This window comes from Capnocytophaga sp. G1920, from assembly GCF_051417515.1.
Map to the genome: position 1 here is coordinate 18381 of NZ_JBPRKH010000014.1, position 22396 is coordinate 40776.

The 22396-nt window shown below is 38.1% G+C and carries 12 protein-coding genes; 1 reads left to right on the forward strand and 11 read right to left on the reverse strand.

Annotated elements, in window-relative coordinates:
• Positions 1 to 20 precede the first annotated feature (20 nt).
• The 8 genes from ftsZ to ACSQ7D_RS08865 all read right to left on the reverse strand — a co-directional run bounded on the left by ftsZ (position 21) and on the right by ACSQ7D_RS08865 (position 8222).
• Complete coding sequence (ftsZ, locus tag ACSQ7D_RS08830; RefSeq protein ID WP_034554261.1) at positions 21 to 1802, reverse strand: cell division protein FtsZ; 1782 nt, start codon at positions 1800 to 1802, stop codon at positions 21 to 23.
• Between the two features lie 30 nt (positions 1803 to 1832).
• Positions 1833 to 3260 carry a cell division protein FtsA gene (gene ftsA / locus ACSQ7D_RS08835; RefSeq protein ID WP_009421338.1) on the reverse strand — a complete coding sequence of 476 codons (1428 nt, stop codon included), beginning with the start codon at positions 3258 to 3260 and terminating at the stop codon, positions 1833 to 1835.
• 251 nt (positions 3261 to 3511) lie between these two features.
• On the reverse strand, positions 3512 to 4249 hold the full coding sequence (gene kdsB, locus ACSQ7D_RS08840; RefSeq protein WP_315011305.1) for a 3-deoxy-manno-octulosonate cytidylyltransferase: 738 nt from the start codon (positions 4247 to 4249) through the stop codon (positions 3512 to 3514).
• A gap of 2 nt (positions 4250 to 4251) precedes the next feature.
• A complete protein-coding gene (locus tag ACSQ7D_RS08845; RefSeq protein WP_437135993.1) occupies positions 4252 to 4695 on the reverse strand; it encodes a DUF6790 family protein in 444 nt (147 codons plus the stop codon).
• Between the two features lie 79 nt (positions 4696 to 4774).
• The gene (gene accC, locus ACSQ7D_RS08850) at positions 4775 to 6127 is read right to left on the reverse strand and encodes an acetyl-CoA carboxylase biotin carboxylase subunit (protein ID WP_437135994.1); all 1353 of its coding nucleotides are present in this window, start codon (positions 6125 to 6127) and stop codon (positions 4775 to 4777) included.
• An 11-nt stretch (positions 6128 to 6138) separates the two neighbouring features.
• The gene (gene accB, locus ACSQ7D_RS08855; protein ID WP_002672720.1) at positions 6139 to 6642 is read right to left on the reverse strand and encodes an acetyl-CoA carboxylase biotin carboxyl carrier protein; all 504 of its coding nucleotides are present in this window, start codon (positions 6640 to 6642) and stop codon (positions 6139 to 6141) included.
• A gap of 32 nt (positions 6643 to 6674) precedes the next feature.
• Positions 6675 to 7685 (reverse strand): beta-ketoacyl-ACP synthase III, encoded by a 1011-nt coding sequence (locus tag ACSQ7D_RS08860; RefSeq protein ID WP_437135995.1) that lies wholly within the window; start codon positions 7683 to 7685, stop codon positions 6675 to 6677.
• Between the two features lie 369 nt (positions 7686 to 8054).
• Positions 8055 to 8222 carry a hypothetical protein gene (locus ACSQ7D_RS08865; RefSeq protein WP_437135996.1) on the reverse strand — a complete coding sequence of 56 codons (168 nt, stop codon included), beginning with the start codon at positions 8220 to 8222 and terminating at the stop codon, positions 8055 to 8057.
• A 293-nt stretch (positions 8223 to 8515) separates the two neighbouring features.
• On the opposite strand from ACSQ7D_RS08865, the gene ACSQ7D_RS08870 reads away from it, so the two are divergent.
• A complete protein-coding gene (locus ACSQ7D_RS08870) occupies positions 8516 to 8839 on the forward strand; it encodes a hypothetical protein (RefSeq protein ID WP_437135997.1) in 324 nt (107 codons plus the stop codon).
• 65 nt (positions 8840 to 8904) lie between these two features.
• Here the strand turns inward: ACSQ7D_RS08870 and ACSQ7D_RS08875 are convergent, their stop codons facing one another.
• From ACSQ7D_RS08875 to ACSQ7D_RS08885, 3 genes are all read right to left on the reverse strand, one after another.
• Positions 8905 to 9351 (reverse strand): hypothetical protein, encoded by a 447-nt coding sequence (locus ACSQ7D_RS08875; protein WP_437135998.1) that lies wholly within the window; start codon positions 9349 to 9351, stop codon positions 8905 to 8907.
• A gap of 1 nt (position 9352) precedes the next feature.
• Positions 9353 to 9808, reverse strand: a complete 456-nt coding sequence (locus tag ACSQ7D_RS08880; protein ID WP_437135999.1) for a hypothetical protein — start codon at positions 9806 to 9808, stop codon at positions 9353 to 9355.
• 379 nt (positions 9809 to 10187) lie between these two features.
• Positions 10188 to 22040, reverse strand: a complete 11853-nt coding sequence (locus tag ACSQ7D_RS08885; RefSeq protein WP_437136000.1) for a T9SS type B sorting domain-containing protein — start codon at positions 22038 to 22040, stop codon at positions 10188 to 10190.
• Positions 22041 to 22396 lie beyond the last annotated feature (356 nt).

A 22396-nucleotide genomic window follows, 5' to 3' on the forward strand; every position in this document is an offset into this window, starting at 1 on the left:
CATAAATGAGTCCTTTAAAACTAATCTACATTGTCGTGTAAATAAGAATTGTTTTTTCTTATTTGCATCTCTCCTGCGCTATCTTTCCCCATAGAGGTACGTGATTGATTATTACTTCCAAACTTGTAGTTATAATCTTGCAAACGATTGGAACGAGAGCGTTTCATTACATCAGAGATTCTACTGTCAATAGGGTTCAAAGAAGACTCTATATCCTCTTCTTCTGCAAACATATCTAATTGACCTGAAGAAGGAGAAGTTTTGGACTTAGAATCCTCTTCTTTCTTATAAAGAATAAACTCGTTTGAGTTTTTATCTTCTGTAAAAGAGGTTGGCTTTGCTTCTATAAAAGTTCTTTCAAGCTCTGTATAGTCTTCTAAAGTATAACGAATTTCTCCCTCTTGATTTACAACAGGAGGATTCTTCCGGCGTTCTACTTGAGGAGCTTCTTTATGAATATCCTCACTCAATTGGTGAATAATTGGAGCTTCTTTTTCGGGCTCCTCGTGTTTTACTGATGTTGATTGCTGGGTTTGCACTTCAGCTTTTTTTTCAATAGTCTGAAAACTATTCTTTTTAGGAATAGACTTATCTACTATCACAAACTCATCATTTACAGCAGTAACTATTTCACAATCCACCCAAATATTAAATAAATCTGATAGCGAAGACTCTTTCTTTATATCAGAAATTGAGGAAATAGGATAACTGCTATTTATAGCATTAACCACAGTTCCTTTAGGTTCTGTTAAATCACGAGTAGCTGTTTGATTTTCCTCAAGAATATGTATTACCTTTTTGGTTTCAGCGTTCACTATTTCTTGTTGTTGGTCAGCATCAAAGCCTGTGGCAATCACTATCACAGAAATAGCTTCTCCTAATGATTCATCTTCACCTATCCCATAGATAAGGTCAGCCATATTATCACCTGCTTGCTCTTGGATAAAACTACTTATTTCAGTAACTTCACGCTGAGTAGCTTCTTTTTTACCATAAGTAATCAAAAGAAGAGCATTTTTAGCACCTGCTATCTTATTATCATTTAGTAAAGGAGAGTTTAAAGCAGCTGCTACGGCTTCATAAGCTCTGTTATCACCTTCAGCTGAGGCTGAGCCCATAATAGCTGTACCCCCGTTTTCAAGTACGGTACGAGCATCGCGTAAGTCGATATTTACAAGGTAATGCTTACTGATTACCTCAGCCATACCTTTAGCTCCTTTTAATAATATCTCATTCGCCTTTCCATAACTCTCTTTAATACTCAAATCACCGTATATTTCGTTGATTTTATTATTATTGATAACAATAAGAGAATCTACACATTCACGTAGTTTCTTTATACCTGCTTGTGCTTGTCGACTGCGCTTTAAGCCTTCATAATTAAATGGAGTAGTTACAATAGCAACGGTAAGAATACCCATATCCTTAGCTTGCTTAGCTATTACGGGCACTGCTCCTGTTCCTGTTCCACCACCCATACCAGCTGTGATAAACACCATTTGGGTATTCCCTTCCAAAGTACGTTGGATATCCTCAATACTTTCAAGAGCCGCTTTTTCACCAATATCAGGATTGGCTCCTGCTCCTAATCCTTCAGTAAGGGTAACTCCTAATTGAATTTTATTAGGGATAGGGCTGTTTTCCAAAGCTTGTGCATCTGTATTACAGACTACATAATCTACCCCTTTTATACCTTCGTTGTGCATGAAATTCACGGCGTTGCACCCTCCGCCTCCTACGCCAATAACTTTGATATAGTTACTAATATTCTTTGGCAAATCAAATTGAATGTCCGAATTCATATCAAAAAAATCATAATTATTTGTTTCTACTTAATCTTCACTATCTAAGAAGTCCTTTAGTTTTTCATTTAATTTACTCCACCAGCCTCTACTAGTTTTATGTATCTCTAATTCATCATCTTCATCTTTATCTTGAAAAACATTTATTTTTGGTGAATCTACTATTGTGATAGGTTGTTTTTCAAGTGATGAATCCTGTAAATCTGTTGATAAAGGCTCCACTACCACTCCTTTTCCGTTCTCTATTGTTTCTTGAGCTTTTACTTCCTGGAAGCGTTTTTTAAATTGCTCTTCTGCTTCATTTTCAATAGCGCTCATTACAAGACCTATAGCCGTAGAGTAAATAGGCGAAGTAAGTTTAGGGTCAGAGTTACCTGCTAAGTGCTCATTAGGATAGCCTATGCGGGCATCCATTCCCGTAATATATTCTACTAATTGAACAATATGCTTCAGTTGGCTTCCACCTCCTGTGAGTACTACTCCGGCAAACAGTTTCTTTTTAGTTTCTTCGTGACCGTAATTTTTAATCACGTTAAATACTAAATTGATAATCTCACTTACTCTTGCGTGAATAATTTTAGAAAGGTTTTTAAGCGTTATTTCTTTTGGTTCCTTCCCTTTAATACCAGGAATAGATACTATCTCATTATCTCGGTTCTCTCCTGGCCAAGCCGACCCAAATTCTACTTTCAGCATCTCGGCTTGACGGGTGAGTATTCCACAACCTTCTTTTATATCATCAGTAATAATATTACCTCCTAAAGGCACTACGGCTGTATGACGGATAATACCATCTTTAAAGATAGCTACATCGGTAGTACCACCTCCTATATCCACTAACACTACTCCTGCATCTTTTTCCTCTTCGCTTAATACAGCTTTAGCAGAAGCAATAGGTTCCAAAGTAAGACCTATGGGCTTTAGATGTGCCATTTCCACACAACGAGTAATCCCTTTGATAGCGCTTACTTGCCCGATAACTAAGTGAAAAGTAGCATCTAAACGCGTCCCCATCATACCGATAGGTTCTTTAATATCTCCCACATTATCTACTTTATAGTCCTGAGGGAGTGCGTGAATTATCTTTTGTCCTGGTGAAAGTGCTATAGAGAACACCTGTTCTTTCAGGCGTTCCAAATCGTCAAAGTCTATAAGTTGTTCAGGGTCTGTACGGGTAATATAATCGCTATGTGAACGACTTATGATATTTTGTCCTGCGATACCTGCTTCTACGTTCTCAATTTCTAAGCCTGTCTTTTCTTTGGCATCTTGAATAGCATCCATAATAGATTGAGTAGTTTTAGCAATGTTAGTTACTACTCCTTTATTGATACCTTCACTTTTAGATTGCCCATAACCTAAAATCTGAATCTTCCCGTATTCGTTCTTTGCCCCTACCATAGTTACAATCTTGGTAGTCCCGATATCTAACCCTACGTAATACTTGTTATATTTCATTTTTCACTTAAACAACTATATCTAGATGTATAGCCGATAATTTTTTGTTTAATTCGTTATTAATTAGGTCGCTCTATTCGTGTCTTCACACTTCTTTAGACGTAGCAAAGATATAGAAAAAAAGAAACTTTACAGCATTTTTTTATTAATAAGTTATCAACATTTTTATAAACATCTGATAATCAATGTTAATAATTTGCTAAATTTCTGCTTTATTTCCCTCAATTTTAGTCTTTTTATCTCTATTTTTATCACTTTTGTGTAATCAATCGCTTACGTGCTCTCTCCAAATCTTCGGGGGTATCAATCCCTATGGTAGGAATATTGGTAAGTGCTAAACGTATTTTAAACCCATTTTCTAAGTAACGAAGCTGTTCTAATTTTTCCGTTTCTTCTAATAAGGAAGGAGGTAACTCGGTGAACTGTTGTAATGCTTCTTTGCGATAGGCATAAATACCTATGTGCTTATAATAAGATACCTCGGCGTTAGGGTCGCGAGGAAAGGGAATGATATTCCTCGAAAAATAGAGCGCCTCTCCAAATTTGTTCACTACTACCTTCACATTGTTTGGGTTTGCAATATCATCTGGGTCGGTAATACGCTCCATTAGGCTTGCTACCGCTATGCTTTTAGTAAGGTCTTTAACAAAAATATCAATTACTTTTTGTAAGTTTTCTTTATCGGTAAAAGGCTCATCTCCTTGTACATTTACAATAATATCTACGTCTAAATCTCTTGAAGCTTCTGCCAAACGGTCACTGCCACTATTGTGTTCTTTTTTACTGCGAATTACTTTGCCTCCTACCTCCCGTATCACTTTTTCTATACGGTCGTCATCAGTTACCACATACACTTCGTCAAACAAACGGGTATCAGCTACACGTTCATAAGTATGTACAATTACAGGCTTGCCACAAAGGTCTTGCATCAGCTTTGCAGGAAAGCGGGTCGCTCCGTAGCGAGCAGGTATCATTGCTATCAGTTTCATCTCTAATTCAGTATAAACAATATTAATAACGTTAAGGACATTAGCAAATCAGGAAGAATAATCCATACGTTCCCTTTGTTGAAATTGTGTTTTCGCTTCATCTCAGCGATGTGTAACAAGGCTGCTCCTATCAAGAATACACTAAACGGAATAGCCGTTGCCAACCAGAATCCGTCGCGAAACCAATGGCACAATATACCACAAATACCAATCCCCAACGACACAAACCCCAATTCTTTTTGAAAACCATTAGATATCCATCCTATGGTTTTAGCTACTTTCTCACTGAGTACCGAGTGCCCTACAAAGTTAAACAACCCGAAAAAGCCTACCCCATAAACCAAATGAGTGTATAATGCGGTATATACAAAGCTTTCATCGAAAGAAAAAGCATACAGTACAACAGCTAATACCCAACAAATAAAATATACAACAAGATATATCATAGTATTGTAACTATACAAAAGGGACTATCTTTCTCTTGAGTTAGACAGTCCCTTTCTTTATATAATCATTTCTACTTCATTATTCTGACACTTGGGGTTTCATCTGGAAATCCTCCATAAACTTAGTAGTGTAATTGCCTGCTAAGTAATCGGGGTCGTCCATTAGTTGCAAGTGGAACGGAATCGTGGTTTTCACTCCTTCTACTACAAACTCGTCTAAGGCGCGTTTCATCTTGGCAATTGCTTCCTCACGGGTTTGCGCTGTAGTGATGAGTTTCGCAATCATCGAGTCGTAGTTAGGCGGAATTACATAACCACTGTACACGTGAGTATCGAGGCGCACTCCGTGACCTCCTGGGGCGTGCAAGGTGGTAATCTTACCTGGCGACGGACGGAAGTCGTTATAAGGGTCTTCCGCATTGATACGACACTCTATGGCGTGGAGTTTAGGCGTGTAGTTCTTACCTGAGATAGGCACTCCGGCAGCTACCAATATCTGCTCGCGAATAAGGTCGTAGTCTATCACCTGTTCAGTGATAGGGTGCTCTACTTGTATACGAGTATTCATCTCCATAAAGTAGAAATTGCGGTCTTTGTCTACCAAGAACTCTACCGTTCCTGCCCCTTCATATTTAATAAACTCAGCAGCTTTCACTGCAGCTTCTCCCATACGCTTGCGAAGGTCGTCCGTCATAAAAGGCGACGGCGTTTCTTCGGTAAGTTTCTGGTGGCGACGCTGTATCGAGCAGTCGCGTTCTGAAAGGTGACAAGCCTTGCCGTATTGGTCGCCTACGATTTGTATCTCAATGTGACGAGGGTCTACAATCAGCTTTTCCATATACATCGCATCGTTACCAAAGGCAGCTCCTGCTTCCTGCATCGCGCTGTTGAGGGCTTTCTCGAGGTCTTCCTCTTTCCATACATCGCGCATACCGCGACCTCCCCCACCGGCAGTAGCTTTCAGCATCACAGGGTAGCCTATTTCTGCTGCTATCTTTTTAGCGTGCTCCAATGATTCTACGAGCCCGTCAGAACCTGGTACGGTAGGCACTCCTGCGGCTTTCATAGTCGCTTTAGCTGATGCCTTATCACCCATTTTTTCAATCATTTCAGGCGATGCGCCTATAAACTTAATGCCGTGTTCTGCACAAATCTTCGAAAATTTCGCATTTTCCGAAAGAAATCCGTAGCCTGGGTGTATGGCATCGGCATTGGTAATTTCGGCAGCGGCTATAATATTAGGTATTTTTAAGTATGAATCTTTGCTGGGTGGAGGACCTATACACACAGCTTCATCGGCAAAACGCACGTGCAAGCTGTCAGCATCGGCAGTAGAATATACGGCTACCGATTTGATACCCATTTCGCGACACGTACGTATCACGCGTAAGGCAATTTCTCCACGGTTGGCTATCAATATTTTTTTAAACATAATTGTTTGGTTTATGAAGGATCCACTAAATACAATGGCTGGTCAAATTCTACAGGTGAAGAATCATCAACCAATATTTTAACTATCTTACCAGAAACTTCTGATTCTATTTCGTTGAAGAGTTTCATCGCCTCAATAATGCAAATCACACTACCTTTGGCTATGGTAGAACCTACTTCCACAAATAGCGGTTTGTCTGGACCAGGACGACGATAAAAAGTACCAATCATCGGCGATTTGATAGTAATGTATTTGCTATCGTCATCGGCAGGTGTTGCTGGTTTGCTGTCAGCAGGTTCAGCTGTAGGAAGTTGTTGTACAGGCACTTGCTGTTGCAAAGGCAATTGCGGTAGCTGTTGTGCTACGGGCAATTGTTGTACAAACACTTGCTCTTTGCCACTTTCATCAGGGTTCGTTTTAATGGTGATTTTTACATCTTCCATTTCCAATTTCACTTCGCTTGCCCCCGACTTGGCAACAAACTTAATTAAATTTTGAATGTCTCTTAAATCCATACGTGTATTGTATTTTTCTCAATGGTTGTTCCTTATTTGTGATAAAGGGCTCCGTCGTATGCCCATTTTAAGTAAATAGCTCCCCAAGTGAAACCTCCCCCAAAGGCTGCCAATACTATATTGTCTCCTTTTTTGAGTTGGTTTTCATAGTCGTTAAGAGCTAAGATGATGGTTGCCGAAGTTGTATTGCCGTACTTGTGAATGTTGAGCATCACTTTTTCAGCAGGTAATCCCATACGCTCGGCAGTAGCATCAATAATACGTTTATTAGCTTGGTGAGGCGTAAGCCATTGCACTTCGTTTGAGGTCAAACCGTTCCGTTTGATAAGCTCCTCTGCTATGTCAGCCATTCCTGTAACCGCATATTTAAACACCGTTTTACCGTCTTGGAATACAAAATGGTCTTTGTTAGCCACTGTTTCAGCGGTAGTCGGACAGAGAGAACCTCCTGCTTTAATGTACAAATAGTTACGTCCTATACCATCACTTCTTAAGAGTTCGTCCTGTACACCTAAACCTTCATAGTTAGGTTCAAAAAGTGCAGCCCCTCCCCCATCGCCGAAGATAATGCAAGTAGCTCTATCGGTATAGTCTATGATAGACGACATCTTATCTGCCCCCACCAAGAGTACTTTTTTATAACGCCCTGATTCTATGTATTTAGCAGCTGCCGAAACCCCAAATAGGAAGCTCGAACACGCAGCTTGCAAATCGAATGAAAAAGCATTCACAGCGCCTATTTGCGACGCTACATAAGGACCTGTAAGGGCTACAGGCATATCAGGGGTAGCCGTAGCCAAAATAACTAAGTCTATTTCTTTGGGGTCGAGACCTGTTTTGCGAATAAGGTCTTTAGCGGCTTCAATTCCTAAAAATGATGAACCTTTATTAGGGTCTTTAAGTATGCGTCTTTCTTTGATACCTGTACGGGTGTAAATCCACTCATCGTTAGTATCTACCATTTTTTCTAACATTTCATTGGTTAGAACATCTTCTGGTACATAGCCTCCGATAGCCGTAATGGCAGCGGTTATTTTCTCCATCGTAATTCTCCAATTTAATTTTTATATAACTCACATAGTGATTATTAACTCCAATAAGTAGTTTTTTCACAAAGCCCACTATGTAAATTTGGGGCAAAAGTACATAATATTTTTGATTTAGCACCAATATGCAAAGAGTTTTTTTACTGAATATCCTTTTAAAAGCTTATTTTTAATGATGCAAAATTTTTACAAATAAATAAAACCCTAATAAAATGAACTTTTAAACTATTATAAAACACCCTATCTCCACCCTGCTACTCAGGTTTCTTTCATTCATCATTCGTTTATGTATAAACTTTGCAGAAGTTTGAAACTCTAACAAAGTTAAAAACCTCCAATAATCATCTTTTTATCTTTACCTCAACTTCAACTTACCTTCGCTTTAGCATCGCTCCTCCTTCGTCTTTCCCTCATCTGCCCGTACATTCTTTGTTCGTTCTTTGTTCGTCTTTTGTTCGTCTTTTGTTCGTCTTTTGTTCGTCTTTTGTTCGTCTTTTGTTCGTCTTTCCTATAAGCTTCTCCCAAATTAATCATTAACCATTAACCATTAATCATTAAATAAGGCTTCCTATAAGCTCTCTAAATCTACATTATTTTATTTCCCATCCCCCATTTGCTAATTTGCTAATTAACCCATTTACTAATTTTACCCGCTTGTGTGGCTCACACCTGCCAGTATGGCTCACACCTCACACCGTCATTGATTGGGTATTATTGGTATTTCTGGCATTTCTGATATTAATCAGTTTTATTGACATTTTTGGTATTATGGTATTAATTCAGTTTCAATTCGTATCTTTGCAAAGTAATTATAAACTTTTATACCGATGAAAATATTCTATGCGTTTGCTATTATTGGAATTATGCTATTGGGCATAGCCCATTCAGCACTTAGTTTCAAGAAATACGACCAACTTTCGGCAGAAGCCTTTTGGTTTTTCAGTGCAGGGTTAGCACTTATTTTTGCGGGTTTAGCCAATGGCTTACACTATCAGTTACAACTGCCTATTACTTTTCGTTATGTACTTGCTATAAACGTGTTATTAGTACTTTTTACAGTATTTTTAGCAATAAAAGTACCTGCCCCTACTACCCTTTTAGTAGCGATATTCTCAGCACTACTTTGCATAGCAATTTTACTAAACAAATAGATAGGCAAGTACTCAATTACGATGAGTTTAATAAAAAAGAGCTGATATATAGAAAATGAGCTTTTTCATAACGCTTTATTTTTATATGTAATGTTTTTATTAGTTTTAGGAATCTCAACTATACAGAAAGGACAGCTGAAAGCAGCCCCCAATCCTTTAACTTCACTAACCGTATGAACTACAATAGAAGTGTTATCTTCTGCAACAGAAGTTACATTAATAGAAGAAGGTGTATAGCGTTCTTCCTTTCCCCAAATAATAATTACTTGCTTTTGTGAGAAATTAATTTTAAAACTGTTTATAGTTTCTGTGGTGAGTCTTAACACTTCTCCAATTTTTTGCAATTCAACTTCATTAGAAATAATTTCCTTTTTATTGATATATTCTAAATCAGGAGGATTGCAACCACTAAACAATGTTCTAAAAGGTACCGCTTTAAAGTTATCTTTTTTTGAGCAACCACACCCCGCTATTACTAATAGCAGTAGTGCTAAAAATGTTTTTGTTTTCATTTTAATTATTTTTTTGAATGTTAAAACTTATATTAGCATTGTCAGATATTTTCTTCACTATAATACCATAATAAAGTACTCTTGGTTGAGTAAAAAATGTATCCGAAAGACCAACTTCGAGAGTATACTCATTATTCCCTTTTTTTCTAAAATCGTAAGATTTCACCCCATAAGTATGAACAAAAAACTTACTTCCTAATAAAACAGTCTGTGTAGAAAAATCTATTTCTTTAAAAATAGTTCTTTCTCCTAGATTCTGATTAGGAAACAAATCTTGTAATTCTTTCCTACTCTGGATTACTTTTAGAGTATCTTTCTCAAGATTAATTCCCAAGAGTTGCTCTTGAGGAATTTCTCTTACAATCACAGCCTCAGGAGAAGTATCCTTGTCTGCTTTTGAGCAACCGCACCCCACTATCACCAATAGCAGTAGTGCTAAAAATGTTTTGATTTTCATAGTTATATTGCTTTTAAAGTTTTATGCTACAAAGTTACGAAAAAATTTGTTATAATATATTGTATTTTACAGAAATCTTTGTTGGGTCATCTATTTTATGATTTACAGCTATATTTTTATTATTCTTAAAATCCAGTGGCAAAGCTGAGCAATCCACAAAACACTTGTCTGCTGTTCTAAAATACTCTCCATTCCTCTCAAAGGTCACCAAGTAATCAACCCTCTTTAATCAATTTGTCTTAAAAAGCTAAGCTTCTACTTGTTTGATTTTTTTTAAGGCTTTAGCCTTACTCTTTTTACGTTGAATTCCCATAATAAATTAAAAAAAAGAGCTGTTCATTGCTGAACAGCTCTTTTTAGTTATGAAAACTATTAACGATTATCGGTATAATGTAAAGTTGCCATAGAACTCACGTTTGTCGTATAATTCATCGTTCACCTCAATGATATACCAGTAGTCACCAGCTGGTAAGCTACGACCGTCGTAAGTACCATCCCAACCCTCTCCTGATCTGAGCAGTGCTACACGTCTACCATAGCGGTCGAAGATGTAGAAGCGAGCATTCACGTTGTTGTCTAAGTTTTTAGGTTTCCAAACATCGTTAATTCCATCGCCATCTGGGGTGAAGAAGTTCGGTACTTCAATGTCAAGATATTCTTTTTCTATCGTCATTGTACGTACACAACCTTGTGCATCTTCCACCTTCACTTCTATGATTTTAATGCGTCTGCCATTATCTATTCGTTCAGGGTCATTATGCTTGATTTTGTATACACGGTTATCGCCACTATCTACTCCGTTGAAGTAGTAAGTATAGCCCTTCACTGTGCTAGTTACCCCTCCTGTAGCTATCACTTCTATCGTATTGAGGGTAGTGTTGGTTACCTGACTCAATACAAGCGGAGTGATTTGATCTACCGTAAAGGTCTTGCTTGTTGTACAATATCCTGTGATAGGAGCTACCGCAGTGTAATGTATATGAATAGTTTGAGTGCGGGTTGTTCTATCAAAGTTATCGATATAAGCTATATTACCTACCGTACGAGTAAAGGCTGTCCGACTTGCCGTACCGTTAAGACTATAAGTTATCTTAGAGTAATCTACTTCTGTATTTCTGAAACGTACTATCAAATGGTCTACATAGTTATTAGTATTCATTTCACAAGTACCTTCTTGTTCTACATAGCTTATAGCTATATCAGGGAACTCTTCTACAGTAAAGCTAAGTGTCTTAGTCATCGTACACTTATTAGTATCTTGTATCACTACTTGATAATAAGTGTTCTTAGGTGATGGAGCTAATCCTGAGAACGTTTCTGATGAACCTGCTGTTACTCCTGAGCGTCCGTCTATCTTTTGGTTATTATCAGCTCTCACGATATTCACTGTATAAGAACCTGTACCGCCTGCGATATTGTGAACTGTTACGCTTCCTCCATTCTCACCATAGCAAGTAAAGAAGGTTGAGTTAGTCACATCAATATCAGCAGTAATAGGTTGCGGATTCGTAAAGGTATAGCTTCCTGCTACGGTTACTGAACAGTTCTTAGCATCTACTATATCCACACGGTAAGTACCTGGTTTAATACCTGTAAAGGTTGCTTCACCTTCATTAGTAGCTATTTCAGGTAAATCACTGCCCATTGCCGATGTTCTCACTAAAATATAGTGATAAGGACGTGCTCCTCCTGTTACACCTGTTACTTTAAGAGTACCATCATCAGCATCAATACAAGTGATTGGAGTTGTGGTTACTGAAATAGTAGAGGTATTGATACCACTATATGGGTCAATAGTCACACTCAAAGTACCTGTAGCGGTTGCACAACCTAAGGCATCGGTTACTGATATAATATAGCTACCTGCGTCTAAGCCACCAAACTCAATTCCTGGAGCACCTGCTCTCACATTAGTTTGTACGTGTGGAGTACCACCTCCTACAGGAGTAAGTGTTACAGTAAAGGTTTCTTGACCTCCTACTACTGTTAAGGCTGCTACCCCGTTCTTATTAGCACAATCGACAGATACTTTTTGTCGAGCATCTCTCACTTCTATCTCAGCAGGGTTAGAAGGAATAGTAAAGCGTGTTTTCGGTACTTTACATCCTACTCCATTCACTGTTACTTCAATATCATATGAACCACCTTTCAAGTTCACAGTAAAGCTACGTGTACCTGCTGGTATCGTTGCCGAAGTAGAAGTAGCTACTGTAGCTCCCACTGAGGTAATGGTATAAGTATATCCATTTGTTGATTGATCGCCGTTAGAAAGGTCTGTATCCACTAATCCGAGTGTGATAGAACCATTATCGTTATGGCAAACCGCTCTCACTGGGTTAGTTGATTCTATCGCAAAAGTATTAGGCTGTCTAATACTGTGTACGCCTGTAATGCTACAACCAGTACGTTCATTAATTACTTCTATTGTATAATTGCTATTACCAAAGCCACTTGAACCTGTAAGTGGTACACTAAGAGTAGTAGCAGTGGTAGAAGTAATAGCCACAAATCCATTATCAGTACCTCGGATAGTATAGCGCAATGGAGTGCCTGCTATATAAGTAGGCGTTACCGTTAAGCTAATATTTATCACTTCATCTACCACACAAGTTACTGAGGTAGTTGTAGTAATGCTCATTGAGGTAAGAGCAAAGGCAGGAGCTACTGTTACGCTAGCAGTATTAGTACTACAAGTGCCTGAAGCGTCTTTTATGCTTACGTAGAAGCTACCTCCATTGAGGTTTGTTAAGGTGTACTCAGTACCTGTACCTAAACTATTACCTGCTCCGTCAAAGAACTCAGTAGTATAAGGTGGTATACCTCCTCGTATCTTAGTTACATCTACGCTTACTTTTGGTGTAGTCATTCCTGCACCTCCCTCACATACATATTGAGTAGCTGAAAGAACATCTGCATCAAAGCTCAAAGGCTCTGGTGAAGTAAGTATTGTTTCTACCATTGCGGTACAACCCGTACTATTAGTAACAGTTATTTGGTATCTTACCCCTTGCGTAGTACCTCGTAGCTGTGTAAAGGTAGCATTATGAGTTCCTGCGGTCGAAGGTGTAGTAGTTACCGTTACGTTGCTACCATCGGTTAAGTCTATGGCACTTGTAATTCTAAATGTATAGGTATCAGGGTCGGTAGGGATAGCTACGTCTATGCTTCCTGTTGGGGTAGCTGTGAGACCTAAGTTACATTTTTCGTTATAAGCTTGAGCTACTATAGTCGATGGGTCGATAGGTGTTGGGTCTACCACTTGAACTTCTTTCACGATAGGACAATCGCGTGTTTCAGCATCAAATATACTGATGCGGTAGGTAGCAGCCTCAGTTGGGTTGGTAATAGTTACCACACCACCTGCTGGCAAGGCTATATTCTCTCTAATAATTTCACCTGCTAACGAACCGTTATCTAAACGCTCTAAGGTATAGCTGTATACACCTGTACCTCCAGTGGCTACTACGGTTATTTCAGCCGTAGGTGTAGCACACGTTTTTACTTTGCTCACGGTAGCCGTAGCGGTGATGATAGCCGTAGTACTGAATGTTGTACTAGTAGCACAACCATTCACATCTTTCACAACGATAGTGTGATTTACTAATGGGCTTACTTCTACCTCAAAGGCTTGATTAGCTATTGTCCAAACCACAGGCTGATCAGCACTACCATCTAAGGTGTAATAGTGGTTACCTTGACCTATCTGGTTGAGGGTCACTCTCACTGGTATCTTACCTGTTATATTGTTATAGGCTTGGCAATTCAAGGCTGTAACATCCGATATACTTGGTACATCAAACATTCCTATGGTTACAGCAGCGTGCTGTATACAGCCATAAGCATCGCTTACATATACATCCCAGTTACCTGCTGGCAAGTTGATGTAAGTAGAAGCTTGCGTAGTGCCTGTCATTACCGCTGGGTTATAAGCTCCACCTGCGGTTACATAACCATAAGTATAGCTTGCAGTACCTCCTTTGATATTCAACCACGCTTGACCAAGTGTACTACAAGAGGCTTTCTGAGTAGCTATAGTAGATACTTGTAATGGCACCGCTGAGCGTTTTACTTCAAATGGGAAGGCTTTCACGCAACCTGTATTTTCAGTAAACTCAATATAGTATTTACCTGCTGGCAAATTACTATTGGTGTTTTGTGTGATATGGAACGGAGCTGTTACACTTCCTCCTGCACCTACTTGTTGGTGATTATCTTCTCTGAATATCTTCCAAGTAATAGCTGTTGTGCTACCTTGGAAACCTGTTAAGGTATAGCTTACTGTACCGTCATTACCTCCTGCACATTTCACATTGGCTACTTGTAAGGTAGCACCCAATGTAGAAGCCGTAGGCACTGGCATAGTAGCTTGTTGAGTATATCTACAACCTGTTGTGATGTTGTACACCACAAAGGTATATTGAACACCAGGTGTTAAGTTTGGTATTTTCACAGCTACTCCTGTACCAGAAGCAGTTCCTCTATACCACGTATCAGTTCCTCCATTGAGGTTGGCGGTTGTCAATTGTTGTGCAGTAGCCGTATTTGGTGGATTCACAATTCCTGGGCGATATACAGCAAAGTAAGCATTAGTAGTTGCACTGAATGTTGTGCCATTACTTGCCTTAATAACCATACTACTTGTAGTTGTACAACTTGTAGGTGTTTCAGCAGTGATAGACATTACATTAGAATTAGGATTAATTACAGTGCTAAGTTTAGTTTCACAACTATTAGCATCAGTAATGGTAATATCATAATTACCATAATCCAAACCAGTGAACTCTGTTGGCATATTATTAGAAGCGGTTAAAGTATGTGTACTTTCATAACCGTTCAAGTTATTTCTCAAATGTACTGCAAAAGGTGGAGTACCTCCTCCATTAACAAGAGTTACAGTGATAGCCGCTAAATCAGCTGCTGCTGATGTACAGCCCATTTGTTTGGTAACCGTAGCTGTAGCGGTAAGTTGTGGTACTGCATCAATAGTAAAGTTTTGAGTAGCCACACAACCACGATTATCAGTTAATTCAGCTACATAGTTACCTTGTGCTAAAGCAGTAGCTGATTGTACAGTTCCTCCAGTATCTTTAATCACTAAGGTATACGAAGCAGTACCTACATAGTAATCATTTGGTGTAATTGTTACTGAACCATTCGCTTTTCCACAAGTAGCTTTGGTAGTAGTGAACGGTTTCAAGAAGCGAGGTGAATCGCTTAATAAAGTGATGTAACGTTCAGCAGTACATTCGCTACCGTCAGGTTTATAGGTTACTTGGAATCTAATAACAGTAGTAGTGGCTACGCTCACTGCTACAGTAGCTTGTGAAGGAGCCGTAGCTATGGTAGTATAAGTTACACCATTATCTACACTGTATTTAAATTCTTTCATTGCTGTTGGGATACCGCCTTGTGCTGTAAGGGTGTAGGTTACACTACCTCCTTTACAATCAGCATACTGTTGGGTAGTAGGCGATACCTGTAATGTCAATGGGTCGTATACTTGGGTAGTAACAGTTGTACTACAACCAAATCCATCAGTTATAACAAAGGTATGGTTTCCTGCTGGCAAAGCATCAGGATATACATAGCTATTAGTGTTGAATGAATAGATAGCTCCTCCTACACGTTGTACTTTATAATTGCCATTACCACTGAGCATTGTAATAACTACTTTCTTCTCATCTCCTGTTCTATAACAGTAAGATTGAGGTTCGGCAGTCGCTGAAATAGTAGCTTTATCTTCAATCTCAAAAGTAGTTTCTGTTTTACAGCCATTAGCATCAGTTACTACTAAACTATAGGTTCCTGCTACAAGGTTATTAAACTCATAAGGGTTAGGCGTTTTAGTAGCTGGCTGTGGAGCACTTAAAGTACCTGTTACCAATCCCACTTGATACTGATAACCTGGTGTACCTCCCGTAGCCGATACTTTTACTTTAGCCTTTCCTCCATTGTAACAAGTTATTTTCTCCATTACTACGGCAGTAGGTACAATAGAGGTAGGTTCTCCTATCTTGTAACCCGTTTGTAAGGTAGTAATACAGTTTGGATTATTAGCATCTTGTACAGCTACTACACCGTTTTGAGTAGCACTTAATCCTGTAATGGTAAAGACTCCTTGTGCGTCAAGGGTAGTCGTAGTCCAAACTGCTTGGTGAGGGTCAATAGAATATTTAACAGTATTAGAAGCTGGATTTATTACTCTAATACGCACTTGTCCATCACTAGCACCTTTACAGCTTACATTCTTCTCAGTACCATATTTCTCAATACGCATTTGTTTGAATTTCTCAATATTCACTAATTGAGAAACTTGTGAAGCACAATATTGTGTAGCTTGGGCTACTTTAATATTATCCACAGCATAATCATTGCCTAAGTTACCATAACTTGCAGCCGCTGTATTTACAATCTTAACGATAAGAGTACCATCGGTAAGACCTGTCAATTCAGCTTCGGTAAAGGTAATACTTACATTCTTCCAGCTTGTAGCATTCACAGTGCCTACATTCTTGCCACGAAGCAGTGCTCCATCGCTCTTGTGTAATTCTACGCTGAAACGAGGTGCTACTCCTGAGGCACTTGAAATAAGATTCAAGGCATCAAAACTTACAGTTATAGGAGTAAGAGCAGTTGCTCCTGTAATGCGTTTTTCATACACTAATTCGCTACTACCATTTCCTGCAATAGCCAAATAACGTCCTCCCGAAGGGTCAGTAGGCGATGGTACCCAAGAGGCATTAGTTCCTACTTGTTTAGTAACTACATAATTACCATCAGCTAAGTCACCATCAGTCTTACATACTAAACCTGTAGTGGCTCCTGATAAGCACTCATTAGCACCTTTGCCAAAATCTTCTACGTATAGTACATTAGGCGTAGTAGCTGTATTCAAAGTTTTATAGTACACAGTAATAGAGTGCGTACCTGGCGCTAACCATCTACTGAAAGTATTACCTGCGATAGCTGTTTTACCACTACCATCTATACTGTATTCATAAGTTTGACTAGTAGTTGAAGCTATCGTTACAGTTACCATTCCATAACCATTATCACAACGATAGGTAATAGGGTTAGCAACGGTAAGAGTCGGTACGGTTTGTGCAACAATATTCACAGGGATAACAATACGGCAATCCTTGCTATCTTTTACATACACATTACCAGAACCTCCCATAAAGCCAACGTTGTTGGTTCCATAAGTAGTTTCTCCATCAAAACTATAACGGTAAGGAGGTGTGCCTCCTGCAACATTGTTTACCGCTATTTTATATTGATTACTTGCATCGCAATCTTTATCGGCTACTACTCCTGCAAAAGCTCTAAGAGGGTCTTTAGTAGGGGCAATTACAATAGGTTTCTGACTGTAAGTACATATATTACCCCCTACATTCGATTTCATTTCTATCTCATAGCTTCCTGCGGGCAAACCAGTAAATAATCCTCCTGAACTTGTCTTGAAAGCAGGTGTGATGCGATTACCATTACTATCTAACTTATACAAGTTAATAGTACGATTTTGGTGTTGGCTACCTGCTGGGAATATCATATTGATGTGTCCACTATTAGGATTGCTTTCACACTCAATTTCTTGAGTTACCGACAAGGTATAGCTATGTGGATCTGGTGGTGTAATCGTTACCTTGTTAGACAAAGCAAACTTACCATTATCCATATCACCTACTATAAATACATATTCTCCTACTTGGGTAATATTTGGCACATCTACATCTACGCTTGTTTGGTGTCCTAACTGTAATGCAATAGGTGAAGCAGAAGTAATTGCCGTTTGTTCGTCAGCAAATTGTTGTACTCCATTGATACTCCAAATATAGAAACGATAAGTAGGTTTACCACCTTCGGCTTTAAGTTGTAATTTAGCAGTGTTACAATCTTTCCAACCTTTGAAGGCAGCAGTCATTGTCATTTCAGTGAGCTTATCTATCGTTACATTACCATTATACTCACAACCTGGTATTTGTACTGAGGTAACCTTAATATCATAAGTACCTTGTCGCAAGTTAGGAATACGATAATCATTTGTATTGATATTGTCAGTTCTTAGAAATACACCTCCTTTGTAGATTTCTACCTTATAGTTTACACCACTGGTGCTAAGAGTTAATCTCACTGAACCTTGTGAATAGTTTGTTTCATCAATCTTATCAGTAAGGTTACCACTTAATCCTGCTGTAAATACTTCAAAATAGAAGTTTTCATTACAATCTTTCAAGTGTAAACGATATTTACCAGCACTATTAGCTGTAAAGGTAGCGTTAGAATGTACCGGATTCCAACAATTATCATCGGTATTGCGACAATCAGGAGAAGTTTCTGTACAACCTCCACTCCATTGTTGCCATTCAAAAGCAGTGTTTTTATAGCTTACTGTAATATTCTTACTTCCTCCTTGACAGAAGTAGAAATGGCTTGTCCAACTACCATCACCAGGACAAGTTACCCCTATATTCTGAGCTTGTGCACGAATAGGGTCGGTAGAAGGTGAAATACCTTGATAGTTGATAGTTTCTACTGTTACTACTGAAACTCCCTCGCAAAAATTCGTTTTCTCTACCTTATAAACACCTGGTGAATTAGCAACGATTGATTGTTTTGTTTCTCCTGGTAGGAGGTTTCCATCCTTATACCATTGATAACTTGTAAAGCCTCCTACAGCTTCAAAAGTCATCGCTCCAGTACCACAGAACACTTCCTGACGATTGCAATCCGTAGTATTTATGATGATTGTTTTAGTACCTGCTTCCGTTTGTTGATTTCCTGTACAACCCGCTGCTCCTCCTTCGTAGTCTATATTCATAGACGTTTTCAAGAAGTTCTCACAAGGTTTTAAAAAGTCATTACAATCGCCTACAAGTTTAAGAGGAATACGAATCACACGAGCAGGGTCTCCTGCTTTAAGCGTAGATTGCAGCTGTACACCTCCTGCTGTACCTCCTATCACAAACTGATAGCTCTTAGTAGCATTATTATAGCTACTTTGAGGAAGAGGATTATTCACTGTACCATCACCTGCCCCATTAAGGTCAGGGTTACCATTAGTAACTACGGTAGTATTAGCAGGAAGTTTTACATTTATAGTTGCTTTATTGATATTTTCTGAACCGTCGTTCTGATAAGTAAGTACATAGAAGAACTCCTGATTAGGGGTCAACTGAGTGATAGTATTCCCCGAAGTATCAGTATAACGATGGTTCGATTTTAGTTTAGTAGCGTTAGATTTCACTGTAACAGTGAAAGAACAACTAATAGTATTTCCTTTTATATCAGAAAACGCATAGGTAACGGTATGAACTCCTATATTAAAATAATATGGAGGTGTATGGCTCTTTGTAGTAGTGATAGTACCACTACAAGTGTTATAAGCCGAAGGCTCTTGCCAATTTACCGATTTACCACAGGCTCCCTGATCAGCAAAAACTGTAATATCATTAGGACAAGGTGTTCTAAACTTAATGGCATCACTTCCTGAAGCCACCTGTACAGTAGTAGATTTAGTGTATACTTTAGCATTACCACAACCTATACCTGGCTTCAAGTTATATTCAGCCAAATAGTGAGTAGTGGTCGTAATATCCTCAGAGAATGAAGGTCCCGATTGAAGTGGAGACGAAGTAGTTTTTTGTCCATTAGCATCAAGCTTAAACCATCGGATATCAAAAAGATGTCCTGATACTCCAAGAAATACTTTAACTGTATTAGTTTCGCATAATCCTGATTTATCCACTAATAAATAAGGATCAAAATCACCAGTACTATTTATCTCAATATCTTTATTTACTGTTTGGCAACGGTGAATAGTCCTCACCATATAGTGCCCCATAGGTAAATTAGAGAAAATATGATAATATTGGTTTTGTGACTGCTGGTAAGTTGCTTTTTTTACAAAAGTAGTTTGAGTAGAAGTAGCACTCGGTTTAGAGTACAGCTCATAGGTAACAGGGAAAGCCACTTGCTGTCCTGTTAAATCTACTGAAATCATACCAGTGTTGCTACCACTATTACATACTGCAGGGTTTAAAATAGGGTTTAATTTCTCCATCTCTGGAATAGAGATCTCTTGGTAATTTTCGCTATTTATAGGAGGCATAGTAGGATCTGTTAAACTATGAACTCTATAAATTCCAAAAGTAGAAGAAGGAATAAAACCATACTTATTATCCCAGTCGGAAAATATCCTATATTTCCCAGTCAATAAATTAATAAATTCTCCTTTACTATTCTTTATATAACTATCATTACCATTTACTTTCACAGGTTGCCAAGAGTGATTGCCATAAGCGTCTACTACATCTCGTTCTATATATACTTTTTCTGAATCGGATCCAGTATTATTCACTAATCGCCCTATGTCAAAAATAATCTTTCCTACTTCACAATCTCTTTCATATTTCAAGATTGGATTATATCGCATTGCTGGAAGCACGTAATCTCGTGTAGTAGTATTACTACAAGCATCCGTTACTATTATTCTATAATTAGTAGAAGGCAAATTGGTACAACCAAAATTTCTAATATCACCTTCATTCGTATAATTTATTGGATATGTAATAGTACGAGTAACAGAGCTTCCTAAGGCCAATTTTCCTTGATAAGTAACCGATTTAGTACCATCTACAGGTTCTATCTTAAATTTCAATGGATAATAAAATTTATTATCACCTATTTCTTCAAAACGAAAAGCTCCTGTCCCTTCATAACTACCATAGCCTATTTTTAAATAGTTCCATATTTTCTCAATCGGATTAGAGGTAGTTTTATCTATATATTCTATATATTTTTCTTTAACACAAGTTCCTCTACATCCTATAGGGTCTTTATAGGTAAGCCTATAAAGTCCTTCTCCTACCTTATCTAAATAAATAGTATTACTTGTCCATCCTGCTTGTCCCGCTCCAGGGTTGTTCCCTGCCACTATCGGTATTTCTACCCAAGGTCCTGCAGAATTACCAGTTGTACTCTTTTCTAACTTAAATTGCCCTATTTCAAAGGGAGCTACTGGCCAAGTTACATCATAGTAATAAGTACCCCCATCCAAGTTAGGTAGTTCTCTCCAAAATCCTCCTATCGCATAATAACTAAGAGATAAACGTTGCTCAAAATTTCCACAGGAACCTGGTTTATTTTTCTTATAAGAATCATTACTAGTTCTAAAGGCATCACACAAAGGAGTTGTGATTTCCTCATTAAAACGTACTCGCTCAGTAATCGTATTATTAGGTCCCTTTATAATAATCTCTACTTCATCACCTTTTTCAATAAAAGAGGGGAATTTCAATTTAAAACCATAACCATCAAAAGTACTAGAAATATCTACTTGCGGTTTAGAACTGTTTAAAAAGCGCACCACGGCTCTACCAGGTTGAGTAAAGAAACTTTTCATCTCTGAATATGTTACATTCGGATTCTGAGTTAGCCAACGATCCACCGGTCCTACTTCTTTTATTTTTAATTCAACTTCATATTTATTACAATCAGTTCTACTTCTCGTTAAATAACGATTGCTAATTCTTATGTCAATACAACTAAAGTCATTTTGTAAAGCTGGAATTTGTACTTTTGGAAGTATGCGTTCCTCACCACAGTTGTTATGTACATTTGTAATATCTTTTATTTTCACCTTTATAAAAGTATTTGGAAGTACCTTATGAGAATTATTTCCTCTTACTTCTATATAATTGTTACCTGCAGGACGAGTAAAGGTTTGTGCAGGCACCAGCACTTGGTCACTCATATCAAGTAGGGTTACCTCAAAAGGACCTATACCTCCATTAGGTATTTTAAATTTCACACCACCATTGTTCTTATTACAGGCAGGAGCAATGGCTTGTAGACTCTGGATATTCATTATCTTATAGCTAGAAATAACCTTTACGCTTTTAGCTTCAGAGTTCCCATTTTTCGCATCATATACTGTTACCGTATAGTTACCAGGATTTAAACTAGTAAAAGTATATTGCCCTGAGGTACCTCCTGCCATTCTCTCTAAACCTGAATCAGTTCCGTAACCCTCTAAGCGTACAAAATAACCTTCACTACCAGGCGCAGGACAACCCGAAGGAAGAGGTGATACTGGCTTTGCCTCTACCTTTAGCTGTGCATCGGAGTAACAAGTACCCGCCGTAGGCGTTACTTTTACGTCTATACATTGAGCTGACGCAACTCCTGCGAACATCAAAAACAAAATTGCTGATAAAAACTTTTTCATTATCATTAGTTATTAAACTATGGTATATAAAACTGCTATTCTTAAAACTAATATGTATATTATGTATACAGAGTTAGTGCGACAAAAGTAATCTTTTTTTTTTAATTACACATCATTAAAGTATATATTTTTACGTTTTTAAATCAAAAAAAATATAGGTTTTTCATTTCCAATATTTTACACTATGTTAAAGTCTTGTTAAAGTTTTACCCAAATGCATTTTAGATGTTTTTTAAGTTGTAAAAACTTTTCTTTTTGCAGAAATAAAATACGACTTCAATAATATTTTATCTAACAAATAATATAAGGCACATTAAAAATATCTATAGCGTTAAATTAAATATTACTAAATTACTTTATAT